The 17,464-nt window shown below is 71.0% G+C and carries 16 protein-coding genes; 7 read left to right on the top strand and 9 right to left on the bottom strand.

All coding sequences use genetic code 11. The features are described 5' to 3' along the window. The first annotated feature begins 1 nt into the window (after position 1). Complete coding sequence (locus ACFV9C_RS20085; protein ID WP_380195597.1) at positions 2–1,288, top strand: DUF58 domain-containing protein; 1,287 nt, start codon at positions 2–4, stop codon at positions 1,286–1,288. A 115-nt stretch (positions 1,289–1,403) separates the two neighbouring features. Next, positions 1,404–3,779 carry a transglutaminaseTgpA domain-containing protein gene (locus tag ACFV9C_RS20080; protein ID WP_380195595.1) on the top strand — a complete coding sequence of 792 codons (2,376 nt, stop codon included), beginning with the start codon at positions 1,404–1,406 and terminating at the stop codon, positions 3,777–3,779. A gap of 53 nt (positions 3,780–3,832) precedes the next feature. Here the strand turns inward: ACFV9C_RS20080 and ACFV9C_RS20075 are convergent, their stop codons facing one another. The 6 genes from ACFV9C_RS20075 to ACFV9C_RS20050 all read right to left on the bottom strand — a co-directional run bounded on the left by ACFV9C_RS20075 (position 3,833) and on the right by ACFV9C_RS20050 (position 7,575). Next, positions 3,833–4,234: a DUF3040 domain-containing protein gene (locus ACFV9C_RS20075; RefSeq protein WP_380195593.1), complete on the bottom strand. Its 402-nt coding sequence runs from the start codon at positions 4,232–4,234 to the stop codon at positions 3,833–3,835. Positions 4,235–4,388: 154 nt separating this feature from the next. Next, the gene (locus tag ACFV9C_RS20070; protein ID WP_380195591.1) at positions 4,389–5,135 is read right to left on the bottom strand and encodes a methyltransferase domain-containing protein; all 747 of its coding nucleotides are present in this window, start codon (positions 5,133–5,135) and stop codon (positions 4,389–4,391) included. A gap of 58 nt (positions 5,136–5,193) precedes the next feature. Then, positions 5,194–6,405, bottom strand: a complete 1,212-nt coding sequence (locus ACFV9C_RS20065) for a DUF480 domain-containing protein (protein WP_380195589.1) — start codon at positions 6,403–6,405, stop codon at positions 5,194–5,196. 25 nt (positions 6,406–6,430) lie between these two features. Further along, complete coding sequence (locus ACFV9C_RS20060) at positions 6,431–6,679, bottom strand: hypothetical protein (RefSeq protein WP_380195587.1); 249 nt, start codon at positions 6,677–6,679, stop codon at positions 6,431–6,433. Between the two features lie 30 nt (positions 6,680–6,709). Beyond that, on the bottom strand, positions 6,710–7,183 hold the full coding sequence (locus ACFV9C_RS20055; protein WP_380195585.1) for an SAV_6107 family HEPN domain-containing protein: 474 nt from the start codon (positions 7,181–7,183) through the stop codon (positions 6,710–6,712). After that, positions 7,180–7,575, bottom strand: a complete 396-nt coding sequence (locus tag ACFV9C_RS20050) for a DUF6504 family protein (protein ID WP_380195583.1) — start codon at positions 7,573–7,575, stop codon at positions 7,180–7,182. The genes ACFV9C_RS20055 and ACFV9C_RS20050 overlap by 4 nt, the downstream gene beginning before the upstream one ends. Before the next feature lie 424 nt (positions 7,576–7,999). Between ACFV9C_RS20050 and ACFV9C_RS20045 the strand changes: the two genes are divergently transcribed. Then, a complete protein-coding gene (locus tag ACFV9C_RS20045) occupies positions 8,000–8,470 on the top strand; it encodes a YbaK/EbsC family protein (protein WP_380195581.1) in 471 nt (156 codons plus the stop codon). Here ACFV9C_RS20045 and ACFV9C_RS20040 read toward each other — a convergent pair. Further along, positions 8,463–9,188 carry a nucleotidyltransferase domain-containing protein gene (locus ACFV9C_RS20040; protein ID WP_380195579.1) on the bottom strand — a complete coding sequence of 242 codons (726 nt, stop codon included), beginning with the start codon at positions 9,186–9,188 and terminating at the stop codon, positions 8,463–8,465. The genes ACFV9C_RS20045 and ACFV9C_RS20040 overlap by 8 nt on opposite strands. Positions 9,189–9,198: 10 nt before the next feature. After that, positions 9,199–11,121, bottom strand: coding sequence for an N-acetylmuramoyl-L-alanine amidase (locus ACFV9C_RS20035; RefSeq protein WP_380195577.1), 1,923 nt, complete (start codon positions 11,119–11,121; stop codon positions 9,199–9,201). Positions 11,122–11,293: 172 nt separating this feature from the next. On the opposite strand from ACFV9C_RS20035, the gene ACFV9C_RS20030 reads away from it, so the two are divergent. The 4 genes from ACFV9C_RS20030 to ACFV9C_RS20015 all read left to right on the top strand — a co-directional run bounded on the left by ACFV9C_RS20030 (position 11,294) and on the right by ACFV9C_RS20015 (position 16,926). Continuing rightward, positions 11,294–11,887, top strand: a complete 594-nt coding sequence (locus ACFV9C_RS20030) for a DUF4126 domain-containing protein (protein ID WP_380195575.1) — start codon at positions 11,294–11,296, stop codon at positions 11,885–11,887. Next, positions 11,880–13,187, top strand: coding sequence for a phytoene desaturase family protein (locus ACFV9C_RS20025; protein WP_380195573.1), 1,308 nt, complete (start codon positions 11,880–11,882; stop codon positions 13,185–13,187). Before ACFV9C_RS20030 ends, ACFV9C_RS20025 begins: the two co-directional genes overlap by 8 nt. Positions 13,188–13,266: 79 nt before the next feature. After that, a complete protein-coding gene (locus ACFV9C_RS20020) occupies positions 13,267–15,483 on the top strand; it encodes a HelD family protein (protein WP_380195571.1) in 2,217 nt (738 codons plus the stop codon). Between the two features lie 36 nt (positions 15,484–15,519). After that, entirely contained in the window at positions 15,520–16,926 is a 1,407-nt protein-coding gene (locus ACFV9C_RS20015; protein ID WP_380195569.1) for an alpha/beta hydrolase, read from the top strand. Here the strand turns inward: ACFV9C_RS20015 and ACFV9C_RS20010 are convergent. Continuing rightward, the gene (locus ACFV9C_RS20010) at positions 16,923–17,462 is read right to left on the bottom strand and encodes a SixA phosphatase family protein (protein ID WP_380195567.1); all 540 of its coding nucleotides are present in this window, start codon (positions 17,460–17,462) and stop codon (positions 16,923–16,925) included. The two genes, ACFV9C_RS20015 and ACFV9C_RS20010, sit on opposite strands and share 4 nt — an antisense overlap. Positions 17,463–17,464 lie beyond the last annotated feature (2 nt).

Below are 17,464 nucleotides of genomic sequence, written 5' to 3'. Positions count from 1 at the left end.
CATGCGGCAGGCACTGCGCGGACTGACCACCCGAGGGCGGGCGTTCGTCGCCGCCGGGATCACCGCGTCGCTGTGCGCGTTGCTGCTCGGCCAGAAGGACCTGCTGCGCGTCGGCATCCTGCTGGCCGCGCTGCCGGTGGTGGCGGCGCTGGTCGTCGGCCGGACGCGGCTGCGGTTGCAGGTACGCCGGAGCCTCGCGCCGGACCAGGTCCCGGTCGGGACGCAGGCCACCGTCGAGCTGACGTTGAGCAACCAGGGGCGGATGCCCGCGGGGCTGCTGCTGCTCGAGGACCGCATTCCTTATGTACTGGGCCATCGGCCGCGCTTCGTCGTCGACCGGGTCAGCCCGAACTGGCGCCGTACCGTCACCTACCCGGTGAAGTCCGACGTCCGGGGGCTGTTCCAGGTCGGGCCGTTGATGCTGACGGTCGCCGACCCGTTCGGGCTGGTGGAGACGAGCCGGACATTCACGCGCAGCCAGCACCTGCTGGTCACGCCGCGGGTCTACAAGCTTCCCGAAATACGGCTCGGCGCCGACCGCGCCGGGTCCGGTGAGAACCGGCCGCGGGCGATCGCGGCCGCGGGTGAAGAGGACGCGACGGTCCGCGAGTACCGCGACGGCGACGACCTGCGCCGGGTGCATTGGCGGTCGACGGCGCGGCGCGGCGAGCTGATGGTCCGCCGCGAGGAACAGCCGTGGCAGAGCCGGTGTGCGCTGTTCCTGGACGCGCGGGTGATCTCGCACCACGGGCACGGGCCGTCGTCGAGCCTGGAGTGGGCCGTCAGCGCGATCGCGTCGATCGGCATCGACCGGTTGCGCCGCGGGTACGTCACCACGATGCTCGGCGGGCCGACGACGCTGTCCGCGATCACGCACCGGACGTCCGCCGCGGTCCACCAGCCGCTCAACCAGCAACAGCTGCTGACCGAGTGCGCGACGGTCGAGGAGCACAAGTACGCCGAGGTCGGCCCGCTGCTGACCGTCGACCGGCACGCGCAGGACCCGAGCCTGGTGATCGCCGTCCTCGGCGCGTGCAGCACCGACGACGTGACCTCGCTGAACCGCTGGCGGACCGGCCAGGCGACGGGTGTCGCACTGGTGCTGGACGCGGCCAGCTGGGCGGTCGGCGCCGAGGCCACCGAGAAAGCGGCCCGCCTGACCGCGGCCACGGACGCCACCGAGAACGAACTCCGCCGCAACGGCTGGCGAGTAGCCAGAGTCCGCCGCGGCGACCACCTCCCCACCGTCTGGTCCGGCCTCGGACTCAGAAGTGGACGCATCGCATGACTGCACATATGCCACGACTCCGTCGCGGCGGGTCATCGGGCTCGAGCTCCCGGCCTTCCCTCGTCGCTCCGGTCGCTTCGCTCCCTCCGCTCCTCAGTCCAGGCCGGGAGGCCCGATGACCGGTCACGCAAGGATTTCCATCGCTGCCTGGGGAGCGACCGCGCTGGGGTCGTTGGTGCTGACGCCGGTGTTCTCCGGGCCGTTCCTGTTCGTCAGTGCGTTCCTGTGTGCGCTGATCACCGCCGTCGGCGTCCTGCTGCAGAACCTGCGCATCCCGCGGATCGTCGTACCGATCGTCCAGCTGCTCGTGCTGGCCGAGCTGCTCTCGTTGTTCTTCCTGCACAGCACGATGAAGTTCGGGCTGTTCCCGTGGAAGGCGACCGCGATCGAGTTCAACTCGCAGATGGTCGACGCGATGGACTCGATCAACCGGTTCAGCGCACCGCTGCCGCCGGACCCGCACCTGACGCTCTTCGCCGTGACCGTGATCGCGGTGACCGGCTTCCTGATCCACGTGATCGCCGTCCAGCTCCGGCAGGCCGCATGGTCCGGGCTGTTGCTGCTGATCATGTACACGGTGCCGGCCGCGACCGTGCACGGCGGGCTGCCGTGGCTGCTGTTCATCCCGCCGGCGATCGGCTACATCGTGCTGCTGTCCGCGGAGGGCCGCAGCCGGCTCAGCCGCTGGGGCCGCCGGATCTCGGGCGTCTCGCACCTGGACGCGGCCGAGCCGGTCGAGGCGTCGGCGCTCGGCCAGGCCGGCCGCCGGATCGGCCTGACCGTGGTCGCGATCGCCGCCCTGCTGCCCGCGTTGCTGCCGTCGCTGCCGGAAGGCGTGATCGGCAACGGCCTGGCCGGCGGCAGTTCCGGCACCGGGATCGGCGCGTCGATCTCGTCGACCAACCCGATGCTCGACATGGGCCGCAACCTGAAGCGCGGCGAGAACGTGGTCGCGCTGACGTACAAGGGCGGCCCGACCGGCGGCAGCTACCTGCGGCTGACCGCGCTCGACCTGTTCGACGGCAACACCTGGCAGATCGCGCCGCGCGGCCAGGAGAACAAGCTGAACGGCAGCGACCTGACGCCCCCGCCCGGCTTCAACGGCGACCTGTCGAAGGTGCCGGTGACCACGATGGACATCAACGTCACCCGCGACCTCCGCTCGCAGCTCGTCCCGGCTCCCTACCCGCTGAAGTCGATCTCGCTGAAGAACGACTGGAACTACGACTCCGGTGCGCTGGACGTGATGTCCGGCGACGGCGGCATCGTCGCGGGCAAGAAGTACAAGCTGACGGCGTACGACATCGAGCCGACGCCGCAGCAGCTGCACGACTCGATCACCACCGCCGCCCCGGACAAGTTCACGATGGTCGTCCCGGAGCGTACGCCGGAGAGCATCAAGCAGCTGGCCTACCGGGTGACCGCGGACGCCAAGGACAACAAGTTCGAGGCCGCGGTGCTGCTGCAGGACTGGTTCCGCACCGGCGGCGGGTTCACGTACAGCACGCAGAACGTCAAGGGCAGCGGGATGGCCGCGCTCGAGGACTTCCTGCTGACCAGCAAGTCCGGGTACTGCGAGCAGTTCGCGACCGGGATGGCGCTGATGGCCCGGATCCTCGGGATCCCGGCCCGGGTCGGGATCGGGTTCCTGCCCGGGACGGCCGGCAAGGACGGCGTCTACACGGTCCGGATGCACGACATGCACGCCTGGCCGGAGCTGTACTTCCAGGGCACCGGCTGGGTCCGGTTCGAGCCGACGCCGTCCGCGCGGGTGTCGACCACGCCGGGCTGGACGGTCCCCGCCGACGGGAGCATCGAGCCGACCACGCCGTCGACGACCTCCGAGCCGACCACGCCGGGCGCCAAGCAGACCGCGCCGATCGACAAGCCGCGGCACGACCCGAACCTGGCGGACCAGTCCGGCGGTACGGCGGCCGGTACCGGCAACTGGTTCAGGAACGGCGGCGGGCAGGCCATCGCCGGCGTACTCGGCGCGTTCCTGCTGATCTGCGTCCCGTGGCTGGTCCGGACCCTCACCCGCCGGCGGCGGTACCTGCGCCCGCCGGGACGGGCCGGGGCCGAAGGGCTGTGGGCGGAGGTACGGGACACCGCTCGGGACCTGAACCTCGACTGGTCGGAGATCTCGACGCCGCGGCAGTCGGGTCAGTGGCTGATGACGAAGCTGCCCGCGGAGACCCATCCGGCGGCGCGCCGGCTGGCCCGCGGCATCGAGGCCCTGCGGTACGCCGGCAACGCGAACGCCGAGCTGGACCTGCGCGAGGACGCGGCCGCCGTACGGCAGGCGCTGTGGTCGCAGGCGCCGGGCCGACGCCGGTGGCGGGCGCGGCTGCTGCCGCCGTCCTGGCGCTGGTACCTGAGCCGCGGCACGACCGAGGCGTCCGACCTGCTGGACGAGTTCGACCTGCTGCTGGCCCGGCTCCGCTCGCTGCTGCTCCCGCGGCGCTCTACAGCCGGATCACATCGAGGATGAAGAAGCGGCCACACCCGGCCTCGAGGGCGCGGGTGTGGCCGGAAGTCAGACTGTCAGAGGTCTTCCTCGCGGCGCCGGCGCCAACGGTCCTCCATGCGCTCCATGAACGTGCCGGACGAGTCGTGCTTGGTCCGGTGGCGCTTGGTCGGCGGAGGCGGCGGGATGTCGTCGGACTCTCCCGCGTTGCTGATCCGCTTCATGCTCAGCGCGGCGACGTACAGGCAGGCCACCATCATCACGAAGCCGATGACTCCGATGATGGTGTTGGGCAGGATCGCACCGGTCATCAGCACCGCGATGCCCAGCACGAAACCAACGCCGGCAAGTACTGCGCGGCGCCGGTAGTACAAGCGCACATTGGTCCCACGCATGGCGGAAACGAACTTCGGGTCTTCCGCAGCAAGGGCACGTTCGAGCTGCTCGAACTGGCGCTGCTCTTCTTCCGAGAGGGGCACCGTCGATCCCTCCATGATGAGCGCGATCTCGATAGGCCGCCTCCAGTCTAGGCCGCGCCCGCGTCACACGAAACCCTGACCGCCTGTCCAGCGCGTCACGGTCGCGCAACTGCCCTCGCGAGGTCGCGCCGCCGTCACTCTGCGTCGCGACCGCTCAGCGGGTGGCGAGGATGTGCAGCTGGGTGGCCAGCGCGCGGAACGCCGGGTGCTGGCTCGCCGCGCGCTCGAGCTCGGCCAGCGAGTCGGCCGCGCCCGGCTCGGCGTCGACGAACGCGGACGGCACCAGGTCGGCGAACGTCCGCACGCCGTGCACCGTGTGCACCATGAACCCGGCGTCGGCCAGCTGCGCCGTGATCCCCGCCTCGTCGAACCGGCGTGGCATCGGATCGGTGGCGCCCCAGCGCCCGTCCGGGTCCTGCAGCGCGATCCGCGCGTCGGCCAGGTGCCCGGCCAGTGCCCGCGCCAGCACCACTGCGTTGCGCTGCGCGACGAGCAGGCTCAGTACGCCGCCCTCGCGCAGCACCGACGCCATCGCCTGCAGCGCCTGCACCGGGTCGTCGACGACCTCGAGCACCCCGTGGCACAGGACCGCGTCCGCGGTCGACTCGCCGGTCAGGCCCAAGAGCTCCGCCGCGTCGCCCTGGACGCCGCGAACAAGTTCACTGACGCCTTCGTCGCGGGCGCGGCGTTCGAGGGAGGCGAGCGCGTCCGGGCTCGGATCGACGACCGTCACCCGGTGCCCCTCGACCGCCAGCGGCACCGCGAACCCGCCGGTCCCGCCGCCGAGGTCGACGATGTCCAGGCCGGCGCCCGGATCTGTCCGCTCCCGCGCCGCCAACGCAACGCGCAGCGCCTCGCCGACCAACGCCGTCCGTACGCCGCGTCGCCGCCGCTCCACCATCAAACCCCTCCAGCCCAGGTCCCACACCGCCGCGCCACACCCTACTGGCACGCGCCGATCAGGACGGAGTACGGGCCAGGACGTACAGCCGGTCGGTGGTTTCGGCGTGCGTCGCGAGCGATCCGCGGAGGTACCACTCGATGTCGGTCAGGCCGGCGGATTCGAGCAGCCGCACGAGCTGGGCCGGGTTGTGCAGCACGTAGTCGAGGCTGACCTCGTGGCCCAGGAACTCGTCGACGTGCCGGATCTCGTCGCCGGCGTGCAGCGCGATCACCAGCAGCGCGCCCGGGTCCATCGGCCGGGTCAGCGCGGCGATCGTGTCCGGCAGCTCCGATGCCGCGAGGTGGATCAGCGAGTACCAGGCGAGCACCGCCGCCCAGCCGGAACTCGTCGGCGGGCGGCCGAGTCGCCGCAGGTCCCCGACCTCGAACCTGAGCCGCGGGAACCGCCGGCGCGCCTCGTCCACCATCTCCGGCGACAGGTCCAGACCGGTCGCGTCCGCGTCCCGGTCGGCGAGGTACGCCGTCACGTGCCCAGGCCCCGCGCCGACCTCGACGATCGGGCGACCGTCGGCGTCGGCGATCACCCGGTCCAGCAGCCAGCGCTCGAACGGCAGCCCGTCCAGCTCGTCGAGCAGCTCGTCCGCGTACGCCGTCGCCACCGCGTCGTACGCCGACCGCACCCGCTCGTCCCGGGCCGCCGCGCCGTCGGCGATCACGGTGTCGCGGTCGACGGACTCCACCACGGGGGCCGATTCCGCCTCGGGCACCGGGCCGAGCAGGTGGATCCAGCGCCGGTCGTGCTGCCCGGCGCGGCGTTCGAGCTCGTGGACGAGCGGCTCGGGACGCGCGGCCATCCGTTGCAGGCAGGCCTCGACGGCGGCGCGGTCCTCGAACCGGTGCAGCCGCTCGGTCCGAGTCCGCAACTCCCCCGGCGCCTGCGCGCCGCGGAGCAGCAGCACCGTGACCAGCGCCCGCTCGTCCTCCTCGAGCCCGAGCTTCTCGTCCAGGATCTGGTGGTACTTCAACGTCCGGCGACCGATGTCGACCCAGACGATCCGCAGCAGCTCGCGATCCCGCAGCCCGCGGGCGACCCGCTCGACGGTGCCCTGGTCGTAGTCCACGACGGGCTCGCGATTGCTGGTCTGGTTGCAGGCCGACCGCAACGCGTTCGCCGTCAACGGGTACGACGCCGGCACCGTCGACTGCTTCTCCAGCAAGCTCCCGAGAACCCGCTGCTCGTCGACGTCCAACACGGGAAGTCCGCTCACAGCGCGACCCTAAGGCACGCGGCGGTCAGCCGGGTTGGTAGGTCTCGGGAAGCGTCAGTGGCTCGAACGCGGTGCCGTTGCAGGCCGGGCAGAGGGCGTCGGCATACAGGCCGGAGCCGGCGCACCGGGTGCAGAGGCCGTCGTGCCAGCAGTCGCCGGCCAGGGACTGGTGTGGTCGCGGGTAATGGGTGTCCGGCAGGTAGCACTCGGCGCCGGTCACGGCATGGACGCGAGCGCACAGGTCCTTGCCCAGGCCTCTCGTGGTTTCGCTCACGGTCGGGATCTCCTCAACAACGGGGGTGGTTCAGCTCGCCTGCATCCAGGACTGGGTGAGGACGGACTGCGGATCGGTGGTCGCGGTGAGCACCGGGCTGGTGGAGAGCCGCAGGCTCGCCTCCACCTGGGTGTAGAACGTGTCGACCGCGCGGACCAGGTCGTCGGCCTCGCGGGCGCTGACGGCGCGCTCCAGCCCGGCCTCGGCGGCCGCGCGCTGGGCGGCACCGGCGGCGAAGAACGTGGCCCACTCGCCGAACTCCGGCGCGACCTCGGCGAGCAGCACCCAGGCGTTGCGCTGCACCCGGCGGCGGCTGCCCGAGCGGACCGGGCGGGCGCGGACGGCGAGGACCGCGGCCGCGACCCGGAGCGCCGCGACGTGCGCGCTCGAGTAGCGGATCAGGTGGTCGGTGGTCTCGGTCGCCTCGGCCAGCGCGGCCCGGGCACGGGACAGCTCACGGCTGGCCGCGCCGGCCGCGGCCGGCGACACCGGTGAAACGGTCATCGGTCGGTCACCCTCTCCAGTTGCCAACGGCCCGAGTGCGGGTCGTGGGCGAGATCGAACATCTCCTGCCGTCCGAGCCGGCCACAGCCGGCTTCCACCCGGAACACCGTGCGCTCCGGGCCCCATTCCGCGTCCAGCACGCCGACGGCCGCCGTGCACACCTCCGCGACCGTGGCCGCGTCGATCCGGGCGAGCGTGTCGGTGTGGGCCAGCGGGTCGTGGATCCGGCCGGGGCCGATCACGCCGCGCTCCCACCAGGCGGCGGTCTCGGTCCACTGCGAGCGGACCGCGCGGACCCGCCAGAGCCGGCCGCGCCACAGGAACTGGTCGGGGATCTGCACGCCGTCCACCGGCACCGAGTGCACCTCGACGGCGTCGTCGAACTCCCACATGCTCCATCGCCTCCTGTGTTCCACGTCCTGCTGAACGGCCGGTCCGGGGCCGGCGGCCCGGCGGGTGCGCCCGGGGTGGGGGTCGAGGACCACCCGGGTGCGCGGCCCGCCGGGGCCACCGGATTCCGATGCGGCCGCAACTCCGCACCGGAGTCGTCCAGCTGCCCGGTCCACCCCGGTCCGGCCTCCCGACGAAGCCGGGTCCGAGGCAATCGAACATCTGTTCGAACACAGGAAGCGTATCGTCGCCTGCCGACAGTCGTCAACGGGAACCGGCGACGGCGCGTCGGGGAACGGGAGGTGGGCAGCCGTGAGCGTCCGAACGGGGGTGCCGGGCGCGCTCTCGGTGTCCATGAGTTCATCCTGGCGGGCGCCACCGACAGTTTTCGGAAAGTGGCGTGACAGGGGTCCTATGCTCACCAGGGTGAGCAGTCATCCCAATGTGCAGAAGGTGGCCGACGCGCTGCGGGCGGCCGGGGCCACCGCAGAGATCGTGATCCTGGACGAGGCGGTGCCGACCGCGGCCGCCGCGGCGGCGGAGCTCGGCTGCGAGGTCGGAGCGATCGCGAACAGCCTGATCTTCGACGGCGACGGCACCCCGGTGCTGATCCTGACCTCGGGCGCGCACCGGGTGGACACCGCGAAGGTGGCCGCCGGGCTCGGGATCGGGAAGCTGAAGCGGGCCACCCCGGAGTTCGTCAAGGAGCACACCGGCCAGTCGATCGGCGGCGTCGCCCCGGTCGGGCACCCGGGCCGGGTCCCGACGTACGTCGACACGGCGCTGGCGCGGTACGACGTGATCTGGGCCGCGGCGGGGATCCCGCACTCGGTCTTCCCGACCAGCTACGACGAGCTGCTGAAGCTCACCGACGGCACGGAGATCGCCGTCAACTGAGGACCGCGGGGATGGCGGTCCGCACGAACCGCCGGGTCAGCCCGGCGCGGGTGTGCCGCCACCACGGCCCGGTCCGTACCTCGTCGGCGTACCGGCGCCGCCGGATGTCCTCGACGACGTCGGCGGGCGCTCCGAGCCGGGGCAGGATGTCGAGCGCGGCCCGCTTGGTGATCAGGTCGCCGGTCGCCAGCGTCACGTGCGCCCGGGCGATCGTCAGCAGGCTCAGGTCGACCCAGATGTCGGCGTACCACGGCGTCCGTTTGCGGGTGACCGGCAGCCAGAACTCGCGCAGGTCCCGGCGGACGAACTCGAACAGCTCCTCGTCGGACACCGGCGGCAGCAGCTCGGCCGGCGCCGGCCCGAACAGCGTACGGTTGCCGATGGCAAGCTCCCGGCGGGTCACCGGCGTCACCGGCCGGTCGAAGTACCGCTCCTGGGCGAACGTCGGGTGCCGCACGGACAGGTCCGCGAGGTCGGTCATGTACGAGCAGTGCAGCTTGGTGGCCAACGGATCCGACCGCATCAGCTCGCGGTGCAGCTCCGCGACGGAGTCGGGCGGCGGCTCGGAGACGACGACGATCACGTCCAGGTCACTGCGGCCGAGCTGGTAGTCCCCCAGCGCCAGCGATCCGTGCAACCAGACCGCCCGCACCTCGGCGACATCCCGTACGGACGTAACGAAGCCGTCCAGCAACGGCTGGACGGCTTCGTCGATCACGCGCGACAGACTAGACGGCCGGACGGACGTCCACGTCGGCAGCCCGGACGTACGCCATCCGGTGGCCGAACCAGATCTCGTAGTACTTGTCCTTGCCGAGCACCTGGACGTGGTCCGCCGGGGCCTGCCCGTCGAACGTCACGGCCCGGTAGTAGTCGGTCTCGATGCCCAGGTCCGCGACCGGGTAGGCCTGGCCCTCACCGATCGTGTACTGCAGCGGAGTCACCGTCTGGTAAGGGATTCCGGCCGGGTACGCCGCCTGCTCCGGGTACGCGCGCCCGTACACCGGCACCGACGTCTTACCCGCCTTCGGCTTCACGACCAGACCGGGCTTGGCGAACGCGTCCGGCGCGGAGACCGGGCTCTTGAACCAGCCCTTCGCCCCGAGGTACCAGACCGCCACCCAGTCACCCTGGCGCTCCGCCACGACGTACTGCGAACCGGCGGCCGCGCGAGAGCCCATGTCGGACACGTCGGTGGTGCCGGCCGAACCGTCCGGGTGCAGGCCGACGTCCTTGACCAGCGGGGCGTTGTCGTCCGGCGCCTGGCGCAGGTACACGAAGTTGGTGCCCTGCGGCTTGCACGGCGTACCCGGAGTGTCGCAGTTGTCGACGACCTGCACGTTGCCCGCGAAGCCCGGCTTGACCGTCACGACCGAACCGGCCTTCACCGGCAGCACGGACTTGCCCCAGATCGGCGCGCCGAGCAGGTCGAAGTAGTGCTCCCAGTCCCAGTACGGTCCCGGGTCCCAGTGCATGCCGCGGACCGTGGACGGGACGGTGCCCGGCACCTGGTCGTGGCCGATGATGTGCGCACGGTCGAGCGGGATGTTGTTCTTCACGGCCAGGTACCGCACCAGCTTGGCCGAGTTGCGGTACAGCGACTCGGTGAACCAGGTCGCACCCTGCGGCGCGAAGCCCTCGTGCTCGATGCCGATGCTGTGCATGTTCACGTACCAGTTGCCGGCGTGCCACGCGACGTCCTTGGCCTTCACGTGCTGCCAGGTGTGGCCGTCGGACGAGCGCATGGTGTAGTTCCAGCTCACGTACGTCGGGTCCTGCACCAGGTTCAGCACGCCCTGCCAGGTGCCTTCGGTGTCGTGGATGACGATGTAGTTGATCTTCCCTGTCTTGGGCCGGTTCGCGAGGTCGTGGTTGCCGTAGTCGCCCGCCGTACCGAACTCGGAGTACGGCGCCGGCAGCCACTCGCAGCCGAGCGTCGGGGGGCACTCCACGTTCGACGTGGACGGCTGGACGCCGGCCGGCAGCGAGAGCTTGCCCAGCTGGGACTTGTCCGGCTTCACCGCGAGCGCCGGCATCACGATCTGCTGGCCGGTGTTCGTGGTCCGCGCGGCGCCCTTCGCCAGGATCGAGTACACGTCGTCGGCGAACCCGGCCGCGCCGACCTTGTCGCCCGCCTCGGCGTACGACGCGACCGCGCCGTACCAGTCGGCGGCCGACGTGCTCGCGCCGGTCGGCAGGCCGAGCGACTTCTGGTACGACGCGAGCACCGCGGCACCGCCGTCGATGTTCGCGGTCGTGTCCGTGCGCAGCGTGGACTGGTCGAGGCCGGTCAGCTCGGACGCCTTCTTCAGCGTCTGCAGGGACTCGGCCGTCGCGACCTTCTGCTTGCCGGACAGGTCGGCCACCTCGGAGGCGCCGAGGCCGGTGAGGTGCATCGGGCCGTACCCGCCGGTGGTGCTCGGCGCGCCGGCGTGGTCGTCCCAGCGGGACTCCGCGTACGACACGGCCAGCAGCACCTGCTCCGGTACGCCGTACTTCGCGGCCGCGGCGCCGTACGCCGACTGACCGGAGACGCCGGGGGTGCCGGGCTGTGAGGCCTCGGCCGGTGGACTTCCCAACGACACGCCGACCAGCGCGGTCGGCACAGCTACCGCAGCCAGTGCGGCAAGAATCTTCGGACGACGCAGCATGATGATCTCCTGAACCCGTGGGCGGGTGCCGGTCACACAGACTGGCAGCCTAGTCACTGTGAGTCGAGGCGACGCGGATGTCAACGGTTAACCAAAACTCACACCACAGGGTTCGATACTGACGAGATACTGACGAAATCGTCCTGCCGACCACACCTGACGGAGTACCACGATGGAAGCGCTGCCGCTGGCGGTGACGACAGGCTGGGCCAGTGGCGTGAACGCCTATGTCTGTGTGCTGATCCTCGGTCTGCTCGGCCGGTTCGCCGGCGCCGACGAAGTACCGCACGCGCTCACCACGACGCCGGTGCTGATCGCCGCCGGGGTGCTGTTCGCGTTCGAGTTCGTGGCCGACAAGATCCCGTACGTCGACTCCGCGTGGGACGCGATCTCGACCGTGATCCGGCCGACCATCGGCGCGATCCTGGCCGCGCTGCTGTCCGGCCAGGCGAGCACGCTGCACCAGGCCCTGATCGCGACCACCGGCGGTCTGGTGGCGCTGCTCTCGCACGCGGTGAAGTCGAGTCTGCGGCTCGCGATCAACACCTCCCCCGAGCCGGTCACCAACATCGCCGCGTCCTCGGGAGAGGATGTCGCGGTCGCCGGTGTGGTCTCGCTGGCCGTCTTCCATCCGGTGGCGGCGCTGATCATCGCCGGCGTGCTGCTGATCCTCGGGCTGATCGCGGTCTATTTCGCGTTCAGGCTGATCCGTCGGGGGTATCTGAGGTTCAAGGCGTGGCGAGAGAAACGTGGAAACAGTGGCTGAAGTGATTGTGGTCGGGTCCGGTCTGGCCGGTCTCGCGAGTGCGGTGCGGCTGGCGAAGCTCGGCCACCAGGTGACCGTCTGCGAACGCGACGAGCACCTGGGCGGCGTGCTGGGCCGTGTCGAGGCCGACGGCTTCACTTGGGACGCGGGAGCCGCCAGTACGACGCTCCCGGCCGCCCTGCGCGACCTGTTCCGCAAGAGCGGCCGGCCGATCGAGACCCTGGTCCAGCTGGAGCCGGTGACCGAGCCGCGCCGCCACATGTTCGCCGACGGCTCCGTGCTCGACCTGCCGGTCAGCGACCGCGGGGCACAGGAGGAAGCGTGGACCGACCTGGCCGGAGCACCCGTTGCCGCACAGTGGACCAAGCTGGTCGACGCGTACGGCGACATCTGGCAACTGCTCCGTAAGACCTCACTCGAGCCGCCGCTCGAGGACAAGCTGCCGCTCAAGACGGTCCGCGCGCTCAAGCCCTGGCAGTCGCTGGAGAAGGTCGCCGAGCGCGAGCTGACCGACGACCGCGGCCGCGCGGTACTGCGGCACTTCGCAGCGCAAGGTGGTTCGGACGCGAGCCTGACCCCCGGGTACGTCGGCGTGTGGTCGTACCTGGAACGCACGTTCGGCCGCTGGACGATCGACGGCGGGTTCGGCGCCCTGGCGGACGCGCTGGTGCAACGCGCGAGCGAGCGGAAGATCACCGTCCGGACGAGCGCCGAGGTGGTCGGTGTGACGACGACCAACGGTGCGGTCAGCGGCGTACGGCTCTCGGACGGTGAAGCGATCTCCGCGGACATCGTGGTGAGCGACATCGACCCGCGCGTGCTCTACGAGTCCATGGTCGACGATCCGGCCGCCAAGAAGGTCCGGAAGCGGATCCTGTCGACCCACCAGGCACAGGCGGCGTACGTCGTACACCTGGGGCTGAAGGACCCGGTGCCGGAGCTGCCGTTCGAGACCGTGCTGCACGGTACGCCGACCGTCGTCGTACGGACAGGTGGTACAGCACCGGCCGGTCACCAAGCGTGGTCAGTGCTGGTCCACGGCTACCCCACCGACGACGTACTGGACCTCTTGGTCGCCCGTGGCCTGCATGTCAGGGACAACGTCGTGTCGCGGCAGACGTCGCCGTCCTGGTGGGCCGGTGTGGCCTGGGAGGGCTACAAGACAGCCCGCCGCCGGGCCTCCAACGTGTCGCCGGTGAAGGGGCTGTACTGCGTCGGCGCGGGCGCCCACCCCGGCTCCGGTGTGCCCGCCACCACACTGGGGGCGGCGATTGTCGCGGACGCCATCGGGAAGGCCTGAGGCCCCTGTCGGGTTGGACAGAGGAGCCAACTAAGATTGGTTGTTCCTGTGTTCTAAGTCCCGGCGGGAGAGGACCTCGGTGGATCAAACCCCCACATCGGCCGATCACGAGACTGTCGAGCGGGCGGAGCTGGCGGCTGAGCAACAACACGTCGACCTGGTGTACGGCCGGGTCGAGGAGGCCGCCCGGTCCGCGTCCCGGATCGCGGTCGAAGGTCACCAGCGCGGGCAGGCGCAGAACGTCGGCCGCGTCCGCGAGGAGGAGCAGACCGGTCTGTACGAGCGGGACGTGCTGGTGTTCGCGGCCGCCCGCCGGATCGCGGAGCTGGACGCGGAGCACGAGGGCCTGGTGTTCGGCCGGCTCGACTCCGACCACGGCGACGACCAGCCGGCCGCCGCGACCGCGGCCGATCTCGACAAGCTGTACGTCGGGCGGATCGGCGTTCGCGACGCGGAGTACGAACCGCTGGTGATCGACTGGCGGGCGCCCGCGGCCGAACCGTTCTACCGGGCCACGCCGACCGACCGGCAGAAGGTCGTCCGGCGGCGCGTGCTGCGGAACAAGGGCGCCCGGATCGCCGGCCTCGAGGACGACCTGCTGGCGCCGGACCGCGCGCCGGAGGACCTGCCGGTGCTGGGCGAGGGCGCGTTGATGGCCTCGCTGTCGCGGGCCCGGGGGCACACGATGCGGGACATCGTCGCGACCATCCAGGCCGAGCAGGACGAGGCGATCCGGGCACCGGCCCGCGGCGTCACGGTCATCGGTGGCGGACCCGGTACCGGCAAGACGGTGGTCGCGCTGCATCGTGCGGCGTACCTCCTCTACAGCGACCGCCGGCGCTTCGAGCGTGGCGGCGTACTCGTGGTCGGACCGTCGGCCGCCTTCATGGCGTACATCGAGCGAGTCCTCCCGAGCCTCGGTGAGAACACGGTCTCGCTGCGGGCCGTCGGTGAGCTCGTCGACGGGGTCAAAGCGACGGCCGTCGACAGTGCGGTCGTGGCCGGGGTCAAGGGCTCGCTGCGGATGCGCGGCGTGCTGTCCCGCGCCGCGCGCGACCGGGTGCCGAACGCGCCGGCGAACTTGCGGGTGTTCATCGGCGGCGCGACGGTCGAGCTGGACGCCAACCAGCTCGACAACGTCCGCCGCAACGCGCTCCGGCGTACGGTCCGGAACCGCGCGGCCGCCGAGGCCCGTAAGGGTCTGATCGCGGCGCTGTGGCAGCGGTTCCCGGAGGATCTGCGGAACGGGCCGCTGGGCGACCGTGAGGCGTTCGGCGACCGCGTGACCGACACCCCGGCGTTCCGGACGTTCTTCAGCCAGTGGTGGCCGATGCTGACCGCCGAGTCGGTGCTGCGCTGGCTCGGCGACGCGCGCCGCCTGCAGCGCTGGGCCCGCAACGACCTGACGCCTGCCGAGATCGACGCGCTCGCCACCGCGATCCGGACGACGGACGAGTTCACCGTCGCGGACGTGGCGCTGCTGGACGAGCTCAGTACGTTCCTGGGGCGCCCGCCGATCGTGGAGAACACCGACGAGGAGTTCGACTGGCTGGAGGGGCTGAGCGACGGCGTCAACGAAGTCCTGACCAGCTCCGAGCGCCGGGCCCGGGCCGCGGCGGCCCGCGAGGCCGAGGAGCCGGAGGAGTACGCGCACGTCCTGGTGGACGAGGCGCAGGACCTCTCCCCCATGCAGTGGCGGATGGTCACCCGGCGCGGCCCGCAGGCCAGCTGGACGATCGTCGGCGACCTCGCGCAGAGCTCCTGGCGGGACCCGGCCGAGGCACAGGCCGCGATGGACTCGATGCTGTCGCACCTGCGGCGGCACACGTTCCGGCTGTCCACCAACTACCGGAACTCGGCCGAGATCTACGCGTTCGCCGGTGCGGTGATCCGGCAGTCGATCCCGGACGCCGACCTGCCGGACGCGGTCCGCAGTACGGGCGTCGAGCCCGAGCACCGGATCTTCGACGCGGGCAAGGTCGCGGAGGCGGCCGGCGACGCGGCGGCGGAGCTGCTGCAACTGGTCGAGGGCACGGTCGGCGTGATCGTGCCGCCGGCACTGCGACCGGCGGTGGAGCCGGTGCTGGCCGAGATCGGCGATCCGCGGGTCGTTGCCGTCAGCCCCTTGGACTCGAAGGGCCTCGAGTACGACGCTGTCGTGGTGGTCGAGCCGGACCGGATCGTCAGCGACACCTTGGGCGGCGTACGCGCGCTGTACGTCGTCCTGACCCGGGCGACCCAACGTTTGATTACCATCAACAGCACTACCCATTGGTTGCCCGCCCGCGACTCCTGACTCCCAGGAAGTAGCGCTTTGACCAAGGTTCTGGGCGTGGCCGTCGCTGTCGTCGCGATGGCCACGCAACTCACTGTGCCCGCAGCAGCCGCGCCGAAGCTGAAATGGGGCGAGTGCCCGCCCGACTCCGGGGCGTTCCGGCAGGTGTCGTGCGCGACGCTGAAGGTCCCGCTCGACTACGCGAAGCCGAACGGGAAGCAGATCACGCTGACCATCTCCGGCGTCGGCAGTCTGTCCGCGCCGCACGCCCTACTGGTCAACCCGGGAGGCCCTGGCGCTCCGGGGATCGGCCTGGAGCAGATGGTGAACGCAGCACTGCCGGAGAAGGTCGCCGAGCAGTACGCCGTGTTCAGCTTCGACCCGCGCGGTGTCGGGGACAGTACGCCGGTGAGCTGTGGCGACACCAGCAAACTGGTGAAGCACCCGGCACTCCCCTACAAGCCCGCGAACGCGCAGCAAGAACAGCAACGCGTTCAGCAGGCCAAGCAGATCGCCCAGCAGTGCGGCCGGTACGCAAAGGACCTGCTGCCGTACATCACCACCGAGAACGCTGCCCGTGACATGGACCGGATCCGGATCGCGCTCGGCCGCGACAAGCTCGACTACCTGGGCTATTCGTACGGGACGAAGCTCGGAGCGACGTACGCGACCCTGTTCCCGCAGCACACCGGGCGGATGATCCTGAACAGCGTGGTCGACCCGCTGGTGTCGACGTACAGGACGACGTACGAGCAGGACCCGGCCTTCCAGGCACGGTCCGGTCAGCTGTTCGGTTGGATCGCGCGGCAGGACAAGACATACCACCTTGGTACGACGGCGAAGGCTGTCGCGGCGGTTTGGCAGAAGGCGCGGAGCGATCTGGCGAAGAAGCCTGCCGGCGGACGGGCCGGCACGGCCGAGCTGGACGACATGCTGGCGTCCGCGCTCTATACGGACGACCTGTGGTCGTCGCTGGCGGACGCCCTGGTTCAGTACCGGCACGGTGACCCGTCCGGGTTGCTGTCAATCACGGACCAGTTCGCGTTGCAGTCGGTGGATCCGGGGCTGCTCGCTTACAACTGCACGGATCCTGGCTGGCCGCGGAACTGGCGCGCGTGGCATTGGGACACCGCGGTCGCCGATCGGCGCGCACCGCAGTTCGCTTGGATGAACACGTGGTACAGCGCGCCCTGCGCGTTCTGGCCGGTCGCTCCGGTGCGGCAGTCGCCGATCAGGTCCGCCGTACGGGTGCTTCTGCTGCAGAGTCGCGACGACCCGGCGACACCGCTGCTCGGCGCGCGACGGATGCACGCGGTCCTCACGGGCTCGAAGCTGCTCACCGACAACGGCGGCAACCACGCGTCGTACTTGTTCTCGAACAATCCCTGCATCGACGGCAAGGCGGAGAAGTACCTGCTGACCGGGCAGCTACCGGCGGACGGCACCTGCCCGGCACCAAGCTAAGCCCGCGGTACGACGTACTCCACCAGGTCGGCCTCGTTCGCGGCGAGGTCGGCCCAGTGGGTGGTGAGGTGCAGGATCGCGAGTCCGGTGGTCGGGTACTTCTGGGTGAGCTCGATCCGCTCCGGGCTGGTGCCGTCCAGCGCGAGCTCGTCGGCCAGCCACGGGATGCCCGGCGCGTGCCCGACCACGACCACCGTGCGGGCCTCGGACGGCGCTTCGTGGATGACGTCCAGCAGGGACTCGGTGTCGGCGTTGTAGATCCGCTTGTCGTACCAGACGTCCTTGGCGGTGACGCCGGCCTCGGCGACCAGCTTCCAGGTCTCCCGGGTGCGCTTCGAGGGCGAGCACAGCACCAGGTCCGGTTCGATGCCCTGGGCAACGAGGTGCCGGCCGGCCGCGCCTGCGTCCGCGCGGCCGCGGTCGGCGAGCGGGCGTTCGAGATCCGGCAGATCCGGCCTGGTCTCCGGCGGCACCGCCTTCGCGTGCCGGAGCAGGACGAGAGTTCGGTCGATCAACAGGTCCGACGGGTCAGCCATTG

Source organism: Kribbella sp. NPDC059898 (genome assembly GCF_042730855.1).
Lineage (GTDB): Bacteria > Actinomycetota > Actinomycetes > Propionibacteriales > Kribbellaceae > Kribbella.
This window is presented reverse-complemented; position numbering and strand designations above follow the sequence as displayed.

Coding starts and splice junctions, on each gene's coding strand:
- ACFV9C_RS20085 (WP_380195597.1), top strand. CDS start 2: ATGCGGCAGGCACTGCGCGGACTGACCACCCGAGGGCGGGCGTTCGTC.
- ACFV9C_RS20080 (WP_380195595.1), top strand. CDS start 1,404: ATGACCGGTCACGCAAGGATTTCCATCGCTGCCTGGGGAGCGACCGCG.
- ACFV9C_RS20070 (WP_380195591.1), bottom strand. CDS start 5,135: ATGGTGGAGCGGCGGCGACGCGGCGTACGGACGGCGTTGGTCGGCGAG.
- ACFV9C_RS20055 (WP_380195585.1), bottom strand. CDS start 7,183: ATGACCGTTTCACCGGTGTCGCCGGCCGCGGCCGGCGCGGCCAGCCGT.
- ACFV9C_RS20050 (WP_380195583.1), bottom strand. CDS start 7,575: ATGTGGGAGTTCGACGACGCCGTCGAGGTGCACTCGGTGCCGGTGGAC.
- ACFV9C_RS20035 (WP_380195577.1), bottom strand. CDS start 11,121: ATGCTGCGTCGTCCGAAGATTCTTGCCGCACTGGCTGCGGTAGCTGTG.
- ACFV9C_RS20030 (WP_380195575.1), top strand. CDS start 11,294: ATGGAAGCGCTGCCGCTGGCGGTGACGACAGGCTGGGCCAGTGGCGTG.
- ACFV9C_RS20010 (WP_380195567.1), bottom strand. CDS start 17,462: ATGGCTGACCCGTCGGACCTGTTGATCGACCGAACTCTCGTCCTGCTC.